General features: G+C 61.3%; 13 protein-coding genes. 6 read left to right on the forward strand and 7 right to left on the reverse strand.

Features of this window, described 5'->3' with window-relative positions:
• Positions 1–42: 42 nt before the first annotated feature.
• Positions 43–2,673: an excinuclease ABC subunit UvrA gene (locus tag KVQ74_RS04160; RefSeq protein WP_217829736.1), complete on the forward strand. Its 2,631-nt coding sequence runs from the start codon at positions 43–45 to the stop codon at positions 2,671–2,673.
• A gap of 133 nt (positions 2,674–2,806) precedes the next feature.
• Here KVQ74_RS04160 and KVQ74_RS04165 read toward each other — a convergent pair whose 3' ends face one another.
• Positions 2,807–3,328: a DUF4142 domain-containing protein gene (locus KVQ74_RS04165; protein ID WP_217829737.1), complete on the reverse strand. Its 522-nt coding sequence runs from the start codon at positions 3,326–3,328 to the stop codon at positions 2,807–2,809.
• 204 nt (positions 3,329–3,532) lie between these two features.
• Between KVQ74_RS04165 and KVQ74_RS04170 the strand changes: the two genes are divergently transcribed.
• Positions 3,533–3,775: a hypothetical protein gene (locus KVQ74_RS04170; protein WP_217829738.1), complete on the forward strand. Its 243-nt coding sequence runs from the start codon at positions 3,533–3,535 to the stop codon at positions 3,773–3,775.
• Between the two features lie 314 nt (positions 3,776–4,089).
• Here KVQ74_RS04170 and KVQ74_RS04175 read toward each other — a convergent pair whose 3' ends face one another.
• The 4 genes from KVQ74_RS04175 to KVQ74_RS04190 all read right to left on the reverse strand — a co-directional run bounded on the left by KVQ74_RS04175 (position 4,090) and on the right by KVQ74_RS04190 (position 9,120).
• Positions 4,090–5,166 (reverse strand): SMP-30/gluconolactonase/LRE family protein, encoded by a 1,077-nt coding sequence (locus KVQ74_RS04175; RefSeq protein WP_217829739.1) that lies wholly within the window; start codon positions 5,164–5,166, stop codon positions 4,090–4,092.
• Positions 5,163–6,308, reverse strand: coding sequence for a sterol desaturase/SRPBCC family protein (locus KVQ74_RS04180; RefSeq protein WP_217829740.1), 1,146 nt, complete (start codon positions 6,306–6,308; stop codon positions 5,163–5,165). Before KVQ74_RS04180 ends, KVQ74_RS04175 begins: the two co-directional genes overlap by 4 nt.
• Before the next feature lie 110 nt (positions 6,309–6,418).
• A complete protein-coding gene (locus tag KVQ74_RS04185; protein WP_217829741.1) occupies positions 6,419–7,282 on the reverse strand; it encodes a LysR family transcriptional regulator in 864 nt (287 codons plus the stop codon).
• A 119-nt stretch (positions 7,283–7,401) separates the two neighbouring features.
• Complete coding sequence (locus KVQ74_RS04190) at positions 7,402–9,120, reverse strand: hydrogenase maturation protein (RefSeq protein WP_217829742.1); 1,719 nt, start codon at positions 9,118–9,120, stop codon at positions 7,402–7,404.
• Between the two features lie 352 nt (positions 9,121–9,472).
• Here KVQ74_RS04190 and KVQ74_RS04195 point away from each other — a divergent pair, with 352 nt between their 5' ends.
• Entirely contained in the window at positions 9,473–10,045 is a 573-nt protein-coding gene (locus KVQ74_RS04195; protein WP_318837749.1) for an antitoxin Xre/MbcA/ParS toxin-binding domain-containing protein, read from the forward strand.
• Complete coding sequence (locus KVQ74_RS04200; protein ID WP_217829743.1) at positions 10,042–10,545, forward strand: RES family NAD+ phosphorylase; 504 nt, start codon at positions 10,042–10,044, stop codon at positions 10,543–10,545. Before KVQ74_RS04195 ends, KVQ74_RS04200 begins: the two co-directional genes overlap by 4 nt.
• A gap of 109 nt (positions 10,546–10,654) precedes the next feature.
• On the opposite strand, the gene KVQ74_RS04205 is transcribed toward KVQ74_RS04200, so the two are convergent.
• On the reverse strand, positions 10,655–10,969 hold the full coding sequence (locus KVQ74_RS04205; protein ID WP_019690779.1) for an SCP2 sterol-binding domain-containing protein: 315 nt from the start codon (positions 10,967–10,969) through the stop codon (positions 10,655–10,657).
• 48 nt (positions 10,970–11,017) lie between these two features.
• Entirely contained in the window at positions 11,018–11,728 is a 711-nt protein-coding gene (locus KVQ74_RS04210) for a histidine phosphatase family protein (protein WP_217829744.1), read from the reverse strand.
• A gap of 206 nt (positions 11,729–11,934) precedes the next feature.
• Between KVQ74_RS04210 and sohB the strand changes: the two genes are divergently transcribed.
• Positions 11,935–12,957 carry a protease SohB gene (gene sohB / locus KVQ74_RS04215; protein ID WP_217829745.1) on the forward strand — a complete coding sequence of 341 codons (1,023 nt, stop codon included), beginning with the start codon at positions 11,935–11,937 and terminating at the stop codon, positions 12,955–12,957.
• A gap of 191 nt (positions 12,958–13,148) precedes the next feature.
• Entirely contained in the window at positions 13,149–18,029 is a 4,881-nt protein-coding gene (locus KVQ74_RS04220) for an NEL-type E3 ubiquitin ligase domain-containing protein (RefSeq protein WP_225929858.1), read from the forward strand.
• Positions 18,030–18,033 lie beyond the last annotated feature (4 nt).

Here is an 18,033-nt window from a genome sequence, read left to right on the forward strand (position 1 = left end):
TGCCGCATTGCCGCATTCCATTCTTCCAATCAAGGCTGGCCGATGACTGACAAGCGCAGCTCCCATTCCACCGCGGGCATGGTCCGCGTGCGCGGTGCCCGAGAACACAACCTGAAGAACGTCGATGTCGACATCCCCCGCGATGCGCTGGTGGTGTTCACCGGGGTGTCCGGTTCGGGCAAGTCGTCGCTGGCGTTTTCGACGCTGTACGCCGAGGCGCAGCGACGCTATTTCGAATCGGTGGCGCCCTATGCGCGACGCTTGATCGATCAGGTCGGCGTGCCGGATGTCGATTCCATCGAAGGCTTGCCGCCCGCCGTGGCCCTGCAACAGCAACGCGGTACGCCGAGTACGCGCTCCTCGGTGGGCAGCGTGACCACTCTGTCGAGCCTGATCCGCATGCTGTATTCCCGCGCCGGCAGTTATCCGCCGGGCCAGCCGATGTTGTATGCCGAGGACTTTTCGCCGAACACGCCCCAGGGCGCGTGCCCGGAATGTCACGGTCTGGGGCGGGTCTACGAAGTCACCGAGGCGCTGATGGTGCCGGACCCGAGCCTGACCATTCGCCAGCGCGCCGTGGCGTCCTGGCCGCTGGCCTGGCAGGGACAGAACCTGCGCGACATCCTGGTCACCATGGGCATCGACGTCGATATTCCCTGGCACACACTGCCGAAAAAGCAGCGCGACTGGATTCTCTTCACCGAAGAAGCCCCGACCGTGCCGGTGTACGCCGGGCTGACCCCGGAAGAAACCCGCGTCGCCCTCAAACGCAAAATGGAGCCGAGTTACCAGGGCACTTTCACCGGCGCCCGGCGCTACATCCTCCACACGTTCACCCATTCGCAAAGTGCGCTGATGAAGAAGCGCGTCTCGCAATTCATGCTCGGCAGCCCATGCCCGTTGTGCGAGGGCAAACGCCTGAAGCGTGAGGCGCTGTCAGTGACGTTTGCCGGTTACGACATTGGCGAATTGTCCCGGATGCCGTTGCTGCAGTTCGCCGAAGTGTTGAAACCGGTGGCGGCGGCGAGCTACCTGGAGCACCCCGATGAAACCGGCGAAACCCTCAGCCACGCGCAGACCCGCGAAGCTCGCCAGCAGCGCATGGCCCACGGTGCCAGCGGCCACGCCAACGCCCCGGATGTGCGACACACACCGAATCTGTCGCTGGAAAAACGCCTGGCGGCGCAGCGCATCGCCGAGGATCTGCTGGAGCGGGTCAGCACCCTGACTGACCTCGGCCTGGGTTATCTGGCGCTGGAGCGCAGCACGCCAACCCTGTCGTCCGGCGAGTTGCAGCGCCTGCGGCTGGCGACGCAATTGGGCTCGCAACTGTTCGGCGTGATCTACGTACTCGACGAGCCGTCCGCCGGGCTGCATCCGGCCGACGGCGAGGCGCTGTTCGAGGCGTTGCAGCGTTTGAAGGCCGATGGCAACACGCTGTTTGTGGTCGAGCATGATCTGGAAACCATGCGCCGCGCCGACTGGCTGATCGACGTCGGCCCGGCGGCGGGCGAAAAGGGCGGTCGGGTGTTGTACAGCGGGCCGCCGCCGGGGCTGGCTGAAATCGATGACTCGCAGACCCGCGCCTATCTGTTTGCCAAGGATTCGCGTCCGCTGCGTGCCGCGCGCAAACCGTCGGGCTGGCTGAAACTGCAAGGCATCACCCGCAACAATCTGCACAATCTCAGCGCGGAGTTTCCGCTGGGCTGTTTCACCTCGGTGACCGGTGTGTCGGGTTCCGGCAAGTCGAGCCTGGTCAGTCAGGCGTTGCTGGAACTGGTCGGCGCGCAACTGGGACGTCCGGTCAGCGAGGCGGAGCCGGAAGAACTCAGCCTCGAAGACGACACGCCGCAGGTCAGCACCGGGCAAGTGGTCGCCGGGCTGGAGTCGATCAAGCGTCTGGTGCAGGTCGATCAGAAACCCATCGGCCGCACGCCACGCTCCAATCTCGCGACCTACACCGGGCTGTTCGACAACGTGCGCAAGCTGTTCGCCGCCACCCCCGAGGCGCGGGAGGCGGGTTACGACGCCGGGCAGTTTTCCTTCAACGTCGCCAAGGGCCGCTGCCCGACATGCGAGGGCGAGGGGTTTGTCAGTGTTGAATTGCTGTTCATGCCCAGCGTTTATGCGCCGTGCCCGACGTGTCACGGCGCGCGCTACAACCCGCAGACCCTGGCGGTGCAGTGGCAGGGCCTGAGCATCGCCCAGGTGTTGCAATTGACCGTGGATGAAGCGGTGACGGTGTTCGCCGAACAACCGGCGATCCGCCGCTCGCTGGAGGTATTGCGCGACATTGGCCTCGGCTACCTGAGGTTGGGGCAACCGGCGACCGAGTTGTCCGGCGGTGAGGCGCAACGGATCAAACTGGCCACCGAGCTGCAACGCAACCAGCGCGGCGCGACGCTGTACGTGCTGGACGAGCCGACCACCGGATTGCATCCACGGGATGTCGACCGTTTGCTGGAACAGCTCGATCTGCTGGTAACCGCAGGGCATACGGTGATTGTGGTCGAGCATGAAATGCGCGTGGTGGCGCAAAGTGACTGGGTCATCGACATCGGGCCGGGGGCCGGAGATCAGGGCGGCAAAATCGTCGTGGCCGGAACGCCGCAGAAAGTCGCTGCGAGCAAGAAAAGCCGGACGGCCCCGTTTCTGGCCCGGACATTGGCCTGACTCGAAGGATTTGTGAGGCGGGTGATTTTTGTGGGAGCGGGCTTGCCCGCGAAGGCGTCAGGTCAGCCAGCCATTGCGCTGAATGATGCACCGCTTTCGCGAACAAGCCCGCTTCCACATTTGGTTTACCGGTTTATTTGCTCGGATGTTTGGCTTGCAGCTCTTTGGCATGCGCCAAGTGTTTTTCCAGGGCTGGCAGCATCTTCTGGGCGAAGGCCTTCAGTTCGGTGGCGCCCTTGGTTTTGTCGTCGGTCACGGTGTTGGCTTCTTTCTTGAACAGCTCGATGGTTTCTTCGTGGGCCTTGACCTGATTGTTGGCGTAGGCCGCGTCGAAGGATTCATCGCGCATGTCGAGGATCTTTTCCTTGGCCTGCTTGACCAGTGTTGTGGTGTCCGGCACTTCGATGTCGTTGGCCTTGGCGATGGTCGCCAGCTCGTCGTTGGCCTTGCCGTGATCGGTAATCATCTGCTCGGCGAAGGCCTTGATGTCGGCCGACGCGCTTTTTTCCAGGGCCAGGCGACTGGTTTCGATCTCGGCGATGCCGCCGGCAGCGGCGTTATCGACAAAATCGTTGGAGGTGGCGGCGAAGGCACTGCCCATGCCGGTGCTCAAAGCGACAGCCAGGGCGAGGTGACGCAGGTTGAATCCGTCCATTGGTATTTCTCCACGCAGGTTTTTGTGAGCGTTATCCAATGGAGGGAGCGCGGCGGACAAAGGTTTGATCGTATTTGCGAAAGGGCGACGAACGGACATCGCGGTTCTGACAGGGGGGTCGACAGAAGGGGCCGAGGCGGGCCATTCTGCATACCGGCGGCGCAATCAGTGGCGCTGGCCGTCGATCAATTACGGAGGTGTTTCATGCCGGTTCCCCACGATCTGTATCAGGATTTGAGTATCACCAAGGAAAAGATCCAGCAAATACGCTCCCAGGACCCGCATCTGGACGCACTGATCAATAAATATCTCCAGGCGGACAAGGAAGTGGTCGAAGCTGAAACTGCCACCTCCGACGCTCCCAGCGATGACGTGTTGCGCAAGCTGAAAGAAGTCCGGGTATTCGTCAAAGATCAGATTGTCGCGAACTTGCAGCAGCACCTCTGACCTGCGGTTGATCCGCCGACCGTCGATTGCATGATCTCCGATGGCGGATCAATTGGAACGCCCGCCGCGACCGGCACCTCGAATGTACAGAGTCCGAACCCATCGACTCCTTGCGAGGTGCCTCATGACCGACCCCAGATTCCCCAGTGAAGAGCAGGGCGCATTCGACCCCGTGCCCACCCATCCCGAACCCAACAGCCCGGCGCACACCACGGCCCATCCTGAAAAGGAACCGGGACCTGAGGATGTGCCTGAGGATGAGGACCCGGACACGTTCGATTCGTCCGGGGCCTGATCGGTAGTGATTGACAGGCTTACTTCAGCGCCGCCGCCAACGGCAACCGCGCCATGTGTGTCGCCTTCAGTGAGCCCAGGTACAACCAGTCGCCGTACTCGCGAGCCGTGGTGATCGGCGAGTAATTGCCTTCACTGGAGTCCTGCAGATTGGCGACGACTTTGCCGTCCGTATCCAGGCCGAGCACAAAGCCACGCCGCTCGATCGGCTTGGGCAGTACGGTCATCGCCCGTACCAGCATCTTGCGCACGAAGGGGTGTCCGGCGGTGCGATCGAGGATGGGATTGCGCGGCGTGTACAGCGCCACCCAGAACCGCTCGCGACCGTTGAACGCGAGGTTGTCGGGCATGCCCGGCAGGTTGTCGATGAACAGATCGTGGGTGCCGGCTTTCGGCCCGCTCAGCCAATAACGACTGATGCGGTAGGCGCCGGTTTCGTTGACCAGCACGTAAGTGTCATCAGGCCCGAGGGTCACGCCGTTGGCGAATTGCAGGTGATCCAGCAGCACCGTGGTTTTCCCGGTCTGAAAGTCGTAGCGCAACAGACGCCCGTCGCCACCATGTTCGACGATCGCCTCGAAGTCATGGCCGTAACCCCAGCGGCTCGACGCGTCGCTGAAGTAGGCGTAATGCCCGGATTTGTCGATGGCGACATCATCGGTGAAACCGAACGGCAAACCGTTGGCTTCGGTGGTCAGCGGAATCAGCCGTCCCTGGGCATCGAGAGACAGCAGCCCTTTCACCCCATCGGCAATCACCAGCAAACCGTTCGGATGCCGCGCCAGTCCCAGCGGACGCCCGCCGGTATCGGCCAGCACCTTGCGCTGCTGGCCGTCGAGGCTGCTCTGGATCAGGCGCCCGTCATGCAAACCGGTGATCAGCAGGTCGTTTTCCAGCAGCAGCGCTTCGGGGCCTTCGATGTCGCTTGGCCCCACCTTGACCGCCGCCTTGAGCCGTTGATTGTCGGCGTAGACGCCCTCGCTCAGCGACGGCGCCGGTTGCGGCGTCCAGGCGACCGGCTCGACCCGGGTCGGCATCAGCAACAGAAATCCCAGTACGATCACCAGCAGCAGCAAAACTCCGTGGCGCAGCTTCATGCGCTGGCCCGCGCGAGCGCCAGATGTTCGATGGCCCGGTCACGCAGGGCCAGCATCGACGCCGCTGACTCCCGGTCGATGCGGCGCTTGAGCAGCACCTGATTGGCCAGGCGCATGCCCAGGCTGTCGAAACGGTAATCCAGAGTACGCACGAAGCGTGTGCCATTGCCCTCGGCCGAGCATTCGTAGGTCAACAGCAACGACAGGCCATGATCGCCCTGGGCCCGCGCGCACCAGCGCCGCCCCGGCAGGTATTCGCTGACCTCCCAGCTCAGGTGACCGTCACGGCCGCCGGCACGAATGTCCTCCTCGAAGCGCGACCCGGCATGCAACGGGCCGGCGGGGCCGTCGATCTTCAGCGACGACGGATGCCACTGTGGCCAGCGGCTGACGCTGGCGGCGTAGGCGAGGATGGCTATCGGGTCGCCAGCGATGTCGATCTGGTGCTGCATGCGGGTCATGGGCGTTCTCGAGTGGCTCAGGGGCGTGGGCTGCGGTTCCCAATAAAGGGTGCCGAACAGGTAGTCCATCAACGGCAGGACGATATTGAAATTGCGTTCCTGCATGCGCTCGCGGCGATGATGCAACTCGTGCAGGCGGCGCATCTGACTGACCCAGGGCAGGCGGGTCAGCGGGTTGGCCGGCGGCAGATGCTCCATGGCGTGAAACACTTCATAGGTCAGGTAACCCAGGACCATGCAGCCACCGAACAGCCCGGCGACGTTGGCATTGATCTGCGCGACCAGCCACCACAGCGGCAGGGTGATGAGCAGCGTATGCAGGACGATCAGCCACGCCGGGAACAGGATCACGCGCCAGTCGCGGGCGCTGTCGTAGGTCATGTGGCCGGGGGTGAAAAAGCTGTGATGGTCGCCGGCATGGCGGGCGTAGAACATTTTCGCGAAGCTTTTCTTGTGATGCCCCAGATGCCGGTGCACCACGTACACGGCGAAGTTGAAGAACAGCAGCGTCAGCGGCACCGTCAGCCATTCCAGCGCCCGCACCTGATACACGCCGCTCCAGAACGCACCGATCGCCAGCACGCCGAACAGCAGCACGAATGCGCCGTGCAGCCACGGGTTGTACAGCGGATGAATCGCCGCGCGATAGCGGCTGCGGAATGCCTCGGTGGTCTGCCTCACTGCGGTCACCTGTGGAATTGTTGTTATTCCAGCAGATTAGCCGATCCCGCCGCTCAGGCTTGATGTCACAAATGCCATGATCCGGTGTAAAGCGACCAGGGCGTCGAGGGTCAGCTCAACGGATTCCAGCGTTGCGACCAGTCGTCATCGTCCTTGATCACGTCGCGCAGCAGGTCGAATGCGTGCTGCAGGGTGGCCGAGTCGCGATCCCGGGAGTAGACAAGGTAGGTCGGGTAGCCGAATTCCGGGGCCTTGGTCACGGTTTCCAGAGCGCCGCTTTCCAGATAGGTGCGAACCACACGGGTGCGGAAATAGCCGCTGCCGCCGTTTTCCAGAATGTATTGCAGGGCCAGCGGGCCGAGGTTGAAGCTCAAGGCAGCTTTGGCTTTCGCCGGCAGGGCGGCGTCGTGCTGGCGACGGAAATCCGAACCCCAGTCGATGTAGACATAGGGATCGGGTTGTCCGGGCGTTCTGACCAGAATCAGCTTCTCTTCGAGGACTTGCTCGACCTGCAACCCCGGCCAGTATTCCGGTTGGTAGACCAGCGCGGCGTCAAGCACGCCGAGTTCGAGCTGGCGCAGCAGATTTTCGCTGTCGCGCACCTCCATGCGCAGGGCATGACTGGGGATGGCTTCACTGAGTTTGGCGGCCCAGCGCAGCATCAACGGGTTGCACAGACTGACTTCGCCGCCGATGTGCAGCACATCGCGATACCCCTCGGGCAGCGGCAGGTCGCGGCGGGCGGCCTCCCAGGTCTGCACCAGTTGGTTGGCATAGACCACGAACGCTTCGCCATTGGGTGTCAGTTTGGCGCCGGCGCGATTGCGCACGAACAGGGTGCTGCCCAATTGGCTCTCGAGCTTCTGTACCCGCGCGGTGATGGCGGTTTGCGTGACGAACAACTTCTGCGCCGCCGCCGCGAGGCTGCCGTGGCGAACGATTTCCAGAAAGGTACGGGCGAGGTCGATGTCCATGGGCGGGCCACTGCTTGAGGTGCGCGCATTGTAAGGGCAGCTTCGGGACCGCGTCATCGTTCAAAAAAACTGTACCCTTCCCACTCCCGGAGGAAGAGGGGAAGGGCAGACACCACCGATCAGCCCGCCAGTTCGACGTCACGCACCCGCGCCCAATCCGCGATCAACCGTGCCGGAGTCCCGCAAACCTTGCGCTTGTACACGAAATGGCGGCACTTCTCGGCAAACTGATTACGGTTGTACAGCATGTCCTCCTGCATCTCCTGCAACTCGGTGTCCCGGCATTGCCCGATCAGCACATGATCGACCCGCAACTTGCGCTCGCGCACGGCGGCGTAGGTTGGGTCGCCCAGAACGCCGTTGGCCCGTTGCAGCAGCCACAGGGCGAACTCTTCCGGGCAACGTGGCCCGATTTCCTGAACCATGCCCAGTTGCAACGCCTGGCGGGCGCTGACCGGCAGGCAGGCCTGGGTCAATTGCTCGGCCATGGCCGGGCCGACCGCCCGGGGCAGGCTGTAGGTCCAGTATTCCGAACCGTACAGCCCCATGCTTTTGTAATGCGGATTGAGCACCACGTCGGCCCGGGCAAACACAATGTCGGCCGCCAGCGCCAGCATCACCCCGCCGGCACCGGCATTGCCGGTGATACCGCTGACGACCAGTTGCCGGGCACTGAGCAGTTCTGCGCAGACGTCGTCGATGGCCTGGATATTGGCCCAGGCTTCGGCACCCGGATCCTCGGCGGCCTGAATCACGTTCAGATGCACGCCGTTGGAAAAACTCCCGCGTCCGCCCTTGATCAGCAGCACCTGAGTGTCGCGGGCCTTGGCCCAACGCAGGGCTTCGACCATTCGCCCGCATTGCTCGGTGCTCATGGCGCCGTTGTAGAACTCGAAGGTCAGTTCACCGACATGCCCGGATTCGCGGTAGCGGAGCGGTTGATAGGCCTCCTCGCAGAACGGCGAACGGGCGACCGACCAGTCCAGCACCGGCAGCCCCGCCAGTTGCCCGGCAAGCACATGCCGCGCCGGGCGTTTGAAGGTTTCCTCGCCGGGCTGCGGTTTGCGCCGCAGCGAGCCGATCCACAGACTCTGATCGCCGGTCGCTACCAGAATCGCATCGTCATGCACAGCGAGGATTTCCCCCGGCCTGCCGGTGCGCTCGTCCGGGTGTGCGTCGTACACGTAGTACTGCCCGCCGGCCAGACTCGCAAGGACGCCGGGCTGACCGTCCGCCGCATCGATGCAGCGCTTGATGAAGCGTGAGCAGTCATGCCAGCTGAAACTGCGATCGTCCTGCTTCATGTTCGGCTGCAAGCGCCCGCGTACTTTCGGATCGTTGTAATCGAGCGCTACCGGGACGAAACCGTCGATGAATTTCTCCACCACTTCGCGGATGCAGCGAATCGCCGCATCGCTGACCCGGCCGTTGTACAGCTCGGACTTGCGCAGCCCCGCCGGCAGATTGAATTCGCAGGTGGCCCACACCGGGCCAGCGTCCATTTCTTCCACCGCTTGCAGGGCGGTGACGCCCCACGACGGCAGCTCACGGGTGATCGCCCAATCCAGTGCGCTGGCGCCGCGATCACCAACGATGCCGGGGTGGATGATCACCACCGGGCGTTGCGGATGGCGCCACAGCGCCTCGGGTACGCGATCCTTGAGGAACGGGCAGATCACCAGATCCGCGCCGCTGTTTTCGATCTGTTCGCACACGGCGGTTGCGTCGGTGAACAGCACCACGCTGGGCGAATGCCCGGCCTCGCGCAGCTCCAGCCAGGCGCGTTGCGTCAGGCCGTTGAACGCCGACGCCAGCAGAATGATGTTGAGTGGTCGCATGCTTGCTCTTCCTTGAGGTGCTTTTCCTTGATGGGGACAGCCGCAGGCTCCCGGGGAGCCGTCCGTGGCTTTCGATGGAAGCGCAAGGGTAGAGAGTGTCGTCGACCGTGCCAGTGACCGAGATCAACGTTGTGTCAGCCAATGTTTCTGCGGCGACCAAGGGGCTTTTTTGCGGCTTTTTCGTTCGGAAAACCCATCGGCGTCCTACGGAAAGTGGAGATTTTTGCTCCTGGGGCGGGATATTTCCGACGACATTTTAGGGTTGGCCGTCGGAAGTGCGGTCGATAGCATCGGTCGTGACATGAAGTCACTGAGCGGCGTAAGCGCTCGGAGCCCTGACAACGGATGGATTATGCGAACCCTACCTATCGAGAACGAAACGACCTTTTATTCTCCTCGCCATTCCTGGCGCGATGACCGTGCCAGATGTCCCATGGAGGGCGATGCGATGCCACCAGCAAAAGCGCCCCGGCTCTCGGGGCTGAAGAGGGTCGAAGGCAAACCTGTCGAGGTACTGCTGCACGGCCGGCAATGGGACGAGGACCCGATGTATATCGTTCACTACACGCAGCAGGGCTTTGACCTGCGGGACGTGGCCAACATGATTTCGACCTCCGAGCTGTACCGGGAAAACGAGCTTGTCCAGCTCATCACCGGCAAGTCCGTCCCCACCGTGCGGCGTCTGCTCAAGGACGTGAAGCCGACTCGGCTCAGTCGGCAACAGAGCATGATCGCTTTCCAGTACGCACAGGCGCTGGAGCTGGCTGTCCACGTACTTCACGATCAGGAGCGGGCCGAGGCATGGTTGAACAAGGCGACCAAGTGGCTGAATGGCTACAGGCCGGTGGAACTGATCGAGAATCCGCTCGGATATAAAATGGTGGATGAGTATCTGAACCGGATCAAATACGGGGTTTATCAATGAACCCGCTGCCTTGGGATGAGCGCTGGTACGCGTGGCGGCTGGACCCCGAGGTGTATCGGTGTACCTGGGACAGCGGTATCGGTTCGGAACTCATGGGTGGGCGATGGAACCGACCTGGCCGGCGCGTCGTTTATGCGTCGGTCGATCCGTCCACGGCCATACTGGAGGTTGCGGCGCATGGCAGTTTTGATGCACTGGATAGAGAGCCCCATGTGCTGACGTGCTTTGAGGTGACCAACGCCGCTCAGGTCAAGATCGTCCAGCCGGAAGAGATGCCGAACCCGAACTGGCTGATCCCCGCGCAACCGTCGCCCAATCAGCAACACTTTGCCGATGCGTTGCTGGCCGAGCATCCGTTTGTGCTCGTTCCTTCGGCGGCAACCCGCCATTCGTGGAATTTGCTGGTGAGCTGCGAACTGGCGGAGGGACAGTTCAGGCTGGTGTCGCAAGAGCGCTTCGGCCTGGACACGCGGTTGCTGAAAGAACTGGCATTGGCCTGATCGGTCCCGATGGTTTTCTGCATCACCTGCGCACCGCTCAAGCTTGATCTACCCCTGAAACGACAAATCCCGCCACGGGGGCGGGATTTGTTTTTCGCTGACCGAAGTCTTACGAAGGGAACAGCTCGGACAGCTTCATGGCCAGCATCATGTCGCCTTCAGCGCGCAGTTTGCCGCCCATGAATGCCTGCATGCCGTCGGTCGAACCGTCGACGATGCCTTCCAGGGTTTCGCCGTCCATCACCAGAGTGACCTGGGCGTCCGGGTTCTCGCCTTCTTTCAGTTCGCAGGTGCTGTCCTTGACGATCAGCGAGAAGTTCTTGGTGTCGTCGATGCGGAAACCGAAGACCAGATCCAGACCGGCAGCAGCGGCTGGGTTGAACTTGGCTTTCATTGCTTGTACGGCATCAGCTACGGAGGTCATGGTTCGATCCTTTTTGGTTGATTGCAGCAGGGTCACAGTAATCCGGACTCAGCGGAAGGTGATGAGTTCCGGGGCCTTCAGCAGTTGCAGATGCGCATGACTGTTGAAGGAAGCCAGAGCCACCTCGCGACCGCGAAACTTCAGCTGGTTGAGCGAGGTGTTGACGATTTGCCAGTTCAGTTCAAAAGCCTGTCGGGCAGGCACTTGGGTAATCAGGTGGAGCAGGGCGGTGATGGTGCCACCAGAGGTGAATACCGCGATTTTCTGGGTGTTGTCGGCTTGTTCGAGGATGCGTTGCAGTCCGCCCTGGACTCGTTCGACGAACCCCAGCCAGCTCTCCAGGCCCGGTGTGTCGTAGGTGCCGGCCAGCCAGCGCTCGATGATCAGGGCGAAAATACGCTGGAACTCGCCACGGTTCTGTGCGGCGTTGCGCAGGATCTCGAGGGCTTCGGGTTCGTCCGGCAGCATGGCCGGGAGCAGGGCGCGGATCACCGCGTCGGCGTCGAACTCGTTGAAGGCGGAATCGATTTCCAGGGGTGGCACCGGCAGGCCGACGGCGGCGAACTGCTCCAGCGCGCTGTTGGCGGTGTGCTGCTGGCGACGCAGATCACCGGACAGGCAGCGATCGAAGCTGATTCCCAGCTCGGCGAGGTGCCGACCGAGGATTTCCGCCTGACGCACACCGGTGGGGGACAGGACGTCGTAGTCGTCTGCACCGAAGGAGGCCTGGCCATGTCGAATCAAGTAGATGCTGCCCACGTCCGCGTCATCCCGGTACGTTGAAGGTTGAGGCGAGGTTATGGGGATGCAGGTGAGCTGTCAATGAAAAAACATACGCTTGTTTGAAATGCCCGTTACAGGCCTGTTTCCAGAGGTTTCACGGCTGGCCGATGAAGCAGCGCATGGGTATGCTGGACGTTATCCCGCGCGTGTTACACATCGGCGCATCGTTTGAAGGAGTCCTCGTGGAGTTTTTGACTGAATACGCCAGCTTCCTGGCCAAGACCGTGACACTGGTCATCGCCATCCTGGTGGTGCTGGCCAGTTTTGCTGCGTTGCGCAGCAAGGGCCGCCGCAAGTCGGCCGGCCAGTTGCAAGTCAGCAAGCTCAATGATTTCTATAAAGGCTTGCGTGAGCGGCTGGAGCAGACCTTGCTCGACAAGGACCAGCTCAAGGCTCTGCGCAAGGGCCAGGCCAAATCCGAGAAGAAACAGAAGAAGCAACCCGATACCAAACCACGGGTGTTCGTGCTGGACTTCGACGGCGACATCAAGGCCTCGGCCACCGAAAGCCTGCGTCATGAAATCACCGCGCTGCTGACCCTCGCCACGCCGAAGGACGAAGTGGTGCTGCGCCTGGAGAGCGGTGGTGGCATGGTTCACAGCTATGGCCTGGCATCGTCGCAACTGGCGCGTATCCGTGAAGCGGGTGTGCCACTGACTATCTGCATTGACAAGGTCGCGGCCAGCGGCGGCTACATGATGGCGTGCATCGGCGAGAAGATCATCAGCGCCCCCTTCGCGATTCTCGGCTCCATCGGCGTGGTCGCGCAGTTGCCCAACGTCAACCGGCTGCTGAAAAAACACGACATCGATTTTGAAGTTCTGACCGCCGGCGAGTACAAGCGCACCCTGACCGTGTTCGGCGAAAACACCGAGAAAGGCCGGGAGAAGTTCCAGGAAGACCTGGATATCACTCACCAACTGTTCAAGAACTTCGTCGCCCGCTATCGCCCGCAACTGGCGATCGATGAAGTGGCGACCGGCGAGGTCTGGCTCGGCATCGCCGCGCTGGACAAGCAACTGGTGGACGAACTCAAGACCAGCGACGAGTACCTGGCCGAGCGCGCCAAACAGTCCGAGCTTTATCACCTGCATTACGCCGAACGTAAGAGCCTGCAGGAACGTATCGGCATGGCCGCCAGCGGTTCGGTGGATCGCGTGCTGTTGAACTGGTGGAGTCGCCTGACCCAACAGCGTTTCTGGTAAGTCCTGTCAGGAGTTCTGTTTGCAATACCGCAAACAGAACTCCATGCACTTTAAAAAGTGCGGTACATAGATACTTCAACGTTTCATATTGTTGTTGCCTGAGCCTATGTAACGATCAGCTATTCGCGCTTTTTCCGGAAAAACTTCAACCTTAAGCTGTGTGTTCTTAACAGCAAGAAGGTTGTTTTTACATGGAAGTTGAAAAAAACAATACCACCGTGCCCGGAATGACACCGGCCCAGCAAGGTGTATTTTTCGATCTGCTGAAAAAGCAGATACCCGCGTGGATGCTCCAGGCGCCGGAAGATGTGCGTACGGCGCTGTATAAAAGCCTGAAGTCCAGTTATCAATCGCGAAGCACCGTGCTTGACGAGTTGCGCGCCTTCAAGTCACCAGAAAAATTCTGTGCACCGTTGCTGGCCCAGGCCTTGTCAGCCAAGTTGGTTGAGCCTGTGCAGGTTGAAGGCGTGGTTTTCCAGCATGTGCGTTCGGCCTCCAGTCTGCTCGGGCTGCGCAAGAAACTGGTGTTGCCGATCGCCAGGGATCTGTTGACGGCGGCCTGTGAAAACTTTGAAGCCAGCGAGACTGACGCCGGCAACTATCACGAACGATCGCTGATATACATTCCGGATCGTATTACGGGTCGTGGCAATAAACTTCTCTCGATCGAACCCCATGAGTTTGCGCAATTGTGCCGCGCACTGGATCTGGGAAAAAGTTACCAGAATCACCTCGCTGCACTGTTTGGCAGTAAAAGCCAGGTTGGAAGTTTGCGGGAGAAATCCATTGCCTGTGCGAAAGATCAGTTTGAAGTTGAAAGGCATCTCGCCTACATGCAGAAGCATATAAGCGAAGATGTTTACACGATGTTGAAGTCCGTCAGCGAGAACAAGTCGTCGATAACCCTGGGTAAAAACTCGCTGGGTTATCAGCGTCTGGAAATGCTCGATATCAAACTCCACGGCCCGATGTTCGTCGGCCCTGTCACCGAACACAAGGATGGTGACTTCCGTTGCGTCGTCTACCTGCCGGGCGATCCGCTGCATCCATTGAAGGAGTACGCCTCGTTCTCTCAGTTTGAGGTGGAACTGAGCAGGCGCCTGCGAACGCCTGAGTTCCGCACGTTTTTCATGCGGTACATCAAACTGAAGGACCGGGCCACGTTTCTCTCCAATCTTGACCAACGCCTGATAACCGTCAGACACCCCAGCCTGCACAAGGAGTCGGTGTATGTGCAGATCAGTGGCTTCGATCTGGACACCGAGAACAAATACGATGTGTTTCTGGCGATGTTTCAGCATCACGCCGAGCAGGTGCTGGCCAACGCGCGTTTGCTGGTGGTGCCGACTGACGATGAGGACGAAAAAAGCCGACTGGCGAGGCTCGACACCTACCAGACCATCGGCTTCAACGCGGTGCTGTTCTTTGCTTCATTCGTTCCGGTGGTGGGCGAAATCATGTTCGCCGTGGCCGGTATCCAATTGCTCACGACGGTGTATGAGGGCATCGCCAGCTGGGCTGCCGGGGAGCAGGAACAGGCCACGGACTATTTGTTCGAAACCCTCGAAAACCTGATTCTGATGGCGGCGCTGGGGGTTACCGGCAAAGCGGTCAGCGGCACTTACAAGGCGATCATGGCGAGCGATTTTGTCCTGCGCTTGCGTGAGGTGCCGGTTTCACCCGGGGCGATGCGTTTATGGAAAAGCGACCTCTCGGCTTATCGTGAGCCTCAAATCATCCCCCGTGGGATCCGGGTGGACGAGCAGGGGCTGGTCTCACAGAAAAACAATCGCTACCTGCGCATCGGCGCGGACAACTTTGCCGTGCAACCCAGACAGCAAACCGATGTGTGGGAAGTCCAGCCTCCGCAACAGACTGGCAGCTATTTGCCGGTACTCGAAACCAACGGCGCCGGGGCATGGCGACATGATTCCGAGTTGCCCCAGGAATGGAATCTGCTGACCTTGTTCCGACGTCTGGGCTATCGCGAGGAAGAGGTGTCGGATGTGCAGGCCTTGCAGGTGTTGGCCGCCATCGGTGTCGATGAAAACCAGTTGCATCGTCTGTTTGTCGACCGGCGAAAACCGATGGCAACTCTGGTCGACACGGTCCGGCGATTTCGCGCCGATACTGCCGTCGAGCAGTTCATGCAAGCGCTGGGTGAAACCACATCCGCCCCCATGGCCGATGCCGATCTGCAGTTGTTTTTGCTGACTTCCGCCAGCAACTGGCCGAAAGATCTTGCCGTGAGCGTCGTCAGCGCCCTGGGTAACGAGATCACCCGCTACGGTCCGGCCAAGGCTTCGCGGCCTTTGAAGATTGCCCAGGATCTTTTGCACAAGGGGCAGTTCTATCCGGTGCTCCTGGCAGGCCTTGATAACCCGCAGCGCACGCTGCTACTGGGTACGGCGTCGAATGAACAGGCCAGCCAGATTTCCCGTCTCACGCAATTGCTCGCCAGGCAGGCCGGGCGCTCGCGTCTGGCGCTGTTCAACCGACTGGACCTGCGTACCGACATTGCCAAGGCGTCGATGGCCGCCCCGGTGCGCAAGGCGTTTGCCGGGTTGCCGGGTGCGGTGGTCGACGAACTGGCACTCAATGCCGATGCCAGCGAGTGGCTGGAACTTGAGGACGACAAGCTGCCGCTGCGCCTTGCCGAAGAGGCGCGACGCTATCAGCAAGTGGTGAACTTGAACCGTGTCTACGAAGGCCTGTACCTGGATGGAGCCAGTGACCTGAGCACCGATATGGTGGTGCTCGATACCCTGGGTAATCTGCCAGGATGGCCGCAGGATGTGTTTATCGAAATCACCGAGTGGGCGGTGCCGTCCGAGGACAAGGCCAGACTTGGCCCGGCCGATGCCCGCTACAAAGTGTTCATCGAGGCGTTCGAGGATCGTTATCAAGCGGTCGATGCCGACGAGAAGGTGCTGGCGAAACACTCCTCACGCACCCGCGCGCATTATTTTCAGACCCTGTGGCAAAGCCTGCCTGAACATGCGCGAAAGGCGCTGGGCGTGGAGGCGGACGACGCGGGTGTCGGCTTGCGCGAGAAGATCACTGCACTGGCCCTGCAACGACGTGAACTCGTTGCGCGACTGGTGAGTAAGGAATCTCTGCGCGTAGGCTACCGCTCGCCCATGGGCCTGGCTGATCCACGAGTCGTGCGTCTGGTGAGTCTGACCCAATCGGCACCGGTTGCCCAGGTGGCGCGGTCAGCGGCGCTGGCTCGACGGGCGCGGGAGCTTTACCCCTTGCAGTCGCCTGCGCAGATTGAAAGCTTTCTGACGTCCCTGGGCAGCGATGACGTGGTGGCAATCCGCACCCTTGAAGGCCTCAGGCAGCAATACCTGACGATACGCAACACACTGGAGCGCTGGGTGCACCGTGAAACCCACTATCAGACAGGGGACGGCCCACGCCTCACGGTGCCCGCGCACAACAAGGCGCGGGCAGCCCAGGCCATCCTGCTGGCTTGGCGCAGGGAGTCGGGAACCGCCGGGCACCCTTCGGAAATGCTCGACAACCTGACGTTCGACGCACAGCCGCTGGGTGAATTGCCAGCGATCATCGGTGACTTCCGACACATTGGCGTGCTGGAGATGGACAACGTCGGCGCCAGCGCCGGGTTGAACACGTTTTTGCACAACTTTCCCAACCTGCACTCGCTGAGCCTGACCGGCAACGGCCTGACCCGTGTGCCCCAGGCGATCGATGCGATGTCGCGCCTGACCCATCTGGACCTGAGCAACAACCAGATTTTCCTTACGGCCGAGGCGGCGGTGTCGCTGGGTGCCAAGGATCATCTGCAATGGCTCAATCTGAGTTTCAATCCTTCGCTGGGGCGGATGCCGACGGTCTCGGCGATGCGCAAGCTGCAGCACCTTGCCCTGCGCGGCACCGGTATCAGCGAGTGGCCCGAAGGGCTCGACGAACTGCTGGAGCTGCAAACCCTGGACTTGCGCGACAACCTGATCGAGACGCTTCCGGAGGCCGTCTTCAAGGCTCGACAGGCGCTGAATCATGGCACTAACGTCGATGGCAACCCGCTGTCTGCCACCAGTCTGGCGGCGATTGCCGATTACCAGCAGGCCGAGGGCGCCAGCCTTGGCGTGATCACCGCCGACTACATCGATCCGCCTGTCGCTGCGTCGGGTTCCGACGCACGCGGCGCCCATTGGGTGTCCGGTCTGTCGCTCGATGACGTGGTGCAGATGCAGGCAACCTGGGCTTCGCTGTCGGCCTATCCGAATTCCCGGGATTTCTTTCTGGTCCTCGAACAGTTGCGCAATACCGCCGACTACACCCGCCAGCACACGCTATTGGCCGCGCGAGTGTGGAATGTGTTGCAGGCAGCGGCAGAAGACGACAGCTTGCGCAGCGCACTGTTTCGCATGGCCCGGATCGGCCGGGTCAGTGCCAATGAGCCATCGGGGTTGTTCAGTGATCTGGAAGTCAGGGTGCTGTGCTATCGGGCCACAGAAGCGGCGCGTACCGGCGTCCAGTCCCTGGAGGGAGAACTGGTGCGTCTGCTGCGTGGGCTGTTCCGTCTGCAGGAGGTGCAGAAACAAGCGATGATCGACATCGGCATCCGCGTGCTCGACGACTCGATCACCCGCCAACAGGCGCTGGAGCTGAGCCTGAGTTACCGGGTCAGGCTGGCGCAACGCCTGGATCTGCCGGCCCAGCCCCGGGCGATCAACGTGCAACTGGATGTCGAGGTCACCGAGCAACAGTTGGACAAGGCTTACAAGGAAGTGGCGAAGGCGGAAAACTCACCTGCGTTGCTGGAGTCGATCAATGCGCAGTCGTTCTGGTCCGATTACCTGAATACGACCTATCGCGGGCAATTTGTGGCCGTGCTGGCGCGTTCTGCCGATGCGCTGGCTGAGCTGGAGGCACAGGCTGATTTGTCGCGCGCAGCGGCGACGCAGCGGATGATGGCGATTTTTGAAAACTATCGGAACGAGAACCTGCAGTTGCGCAAACAGTTGACGCAACAGGCGCTGGCGCGCCATCCGGGCCTGGCGATGCCCGCTGCACCGACGCCGGGGCGGCTGACGAAGGGCTGAGGCG

The sequence above is a fragment of the Pseudomonas botevensis genome, assembly GCF_019145475.1.
GTDB lineage: Bacteria > Pseudomonadota > Gammaproteobacteria > Pseudomonadales > Pseudomonadaceae > Aquipseudomonas > Aquipseudomonas botevensis.

What these genes read in the sequence shown, in the direction of transcription:
- KVQ74_RS04160 (WP_217829736.1), top strand. Translation starts at nt 43, where the DNA reads ATGACTGACAAGCGCAGCTCCCATTCCACCGCGGGCATGGTCCGCGTG.
- KVQ74_RS04165 (WP_217829737.1), bottom strand. Translation starts at nt 3,328, where the DNA reads ATGGACGGATTCAACCTGCGTCACCTCGCCCTGGCTGTCGCTTTGAGC.
- KVQ74_RS04170 (WP_217829738.1), top strand. Translation starts at nt 3,533, where the DNA reads ATGCCGGTTCCCCACGATCTGTATCAGGATTTGAGTATCACCAAGGAA.
- KVQ74_RS04175 (WP_217829739.1), bottom strand. Translation starts at nt 5,166, where the DNA reads ATGAAGCTGCGCCACGGAGTTTTGCTGCTGCTGGTGATCGTACTGGGA.
- KVQ74_RS04185 (WP_217829741.1), bottom strand. Translation starts at nt 7,282, where the DNA reads ATGGACATCGACCTCGCCCGTACCTTTCTGGAAATCGTTCGCCACGGC.
- KVQ74_RS04190 (WP_217829742.1), bottom strand. Translation starts at nt 9,120, where the DNA reads ATGCGACCACTCAACATCATTCTGCTGGCGTCGGCGTTCAACGGCCTG.
- KVQ74_RS04195 (WP_318837749.1), top strand. Translation starts at nt 9,473, where the DNA reads ATGCGAACCCTACCTATCGAGAACGAAACGACCTTTTATTCTCCTCGC.
- KVQ74_RS04200 (WP_217829743.1), top strand. Translation starts at nt 10,042, where the DNA reads ATGAACCCGCTGCCTTGGGATGAGCGCTGGTACGCGTGGCGGCTGGAC.
- KVQ74_RS04205 (WP_019690779.1), bottom strand. Translation starts at nt 10,969, where the DNA reads ATGACCTCCGTAGCTGATGCCGTACAAGCAATGAAAGCCAAGTTCAAC.
- KVQ74_RS04220 (WP_225929858.1), top strand. Translation starts at nt 13,149, where the DNA reads ATGGAAGTTGAAAAAAACAATACCACCGTGCCCGGAATGACACCGGCC.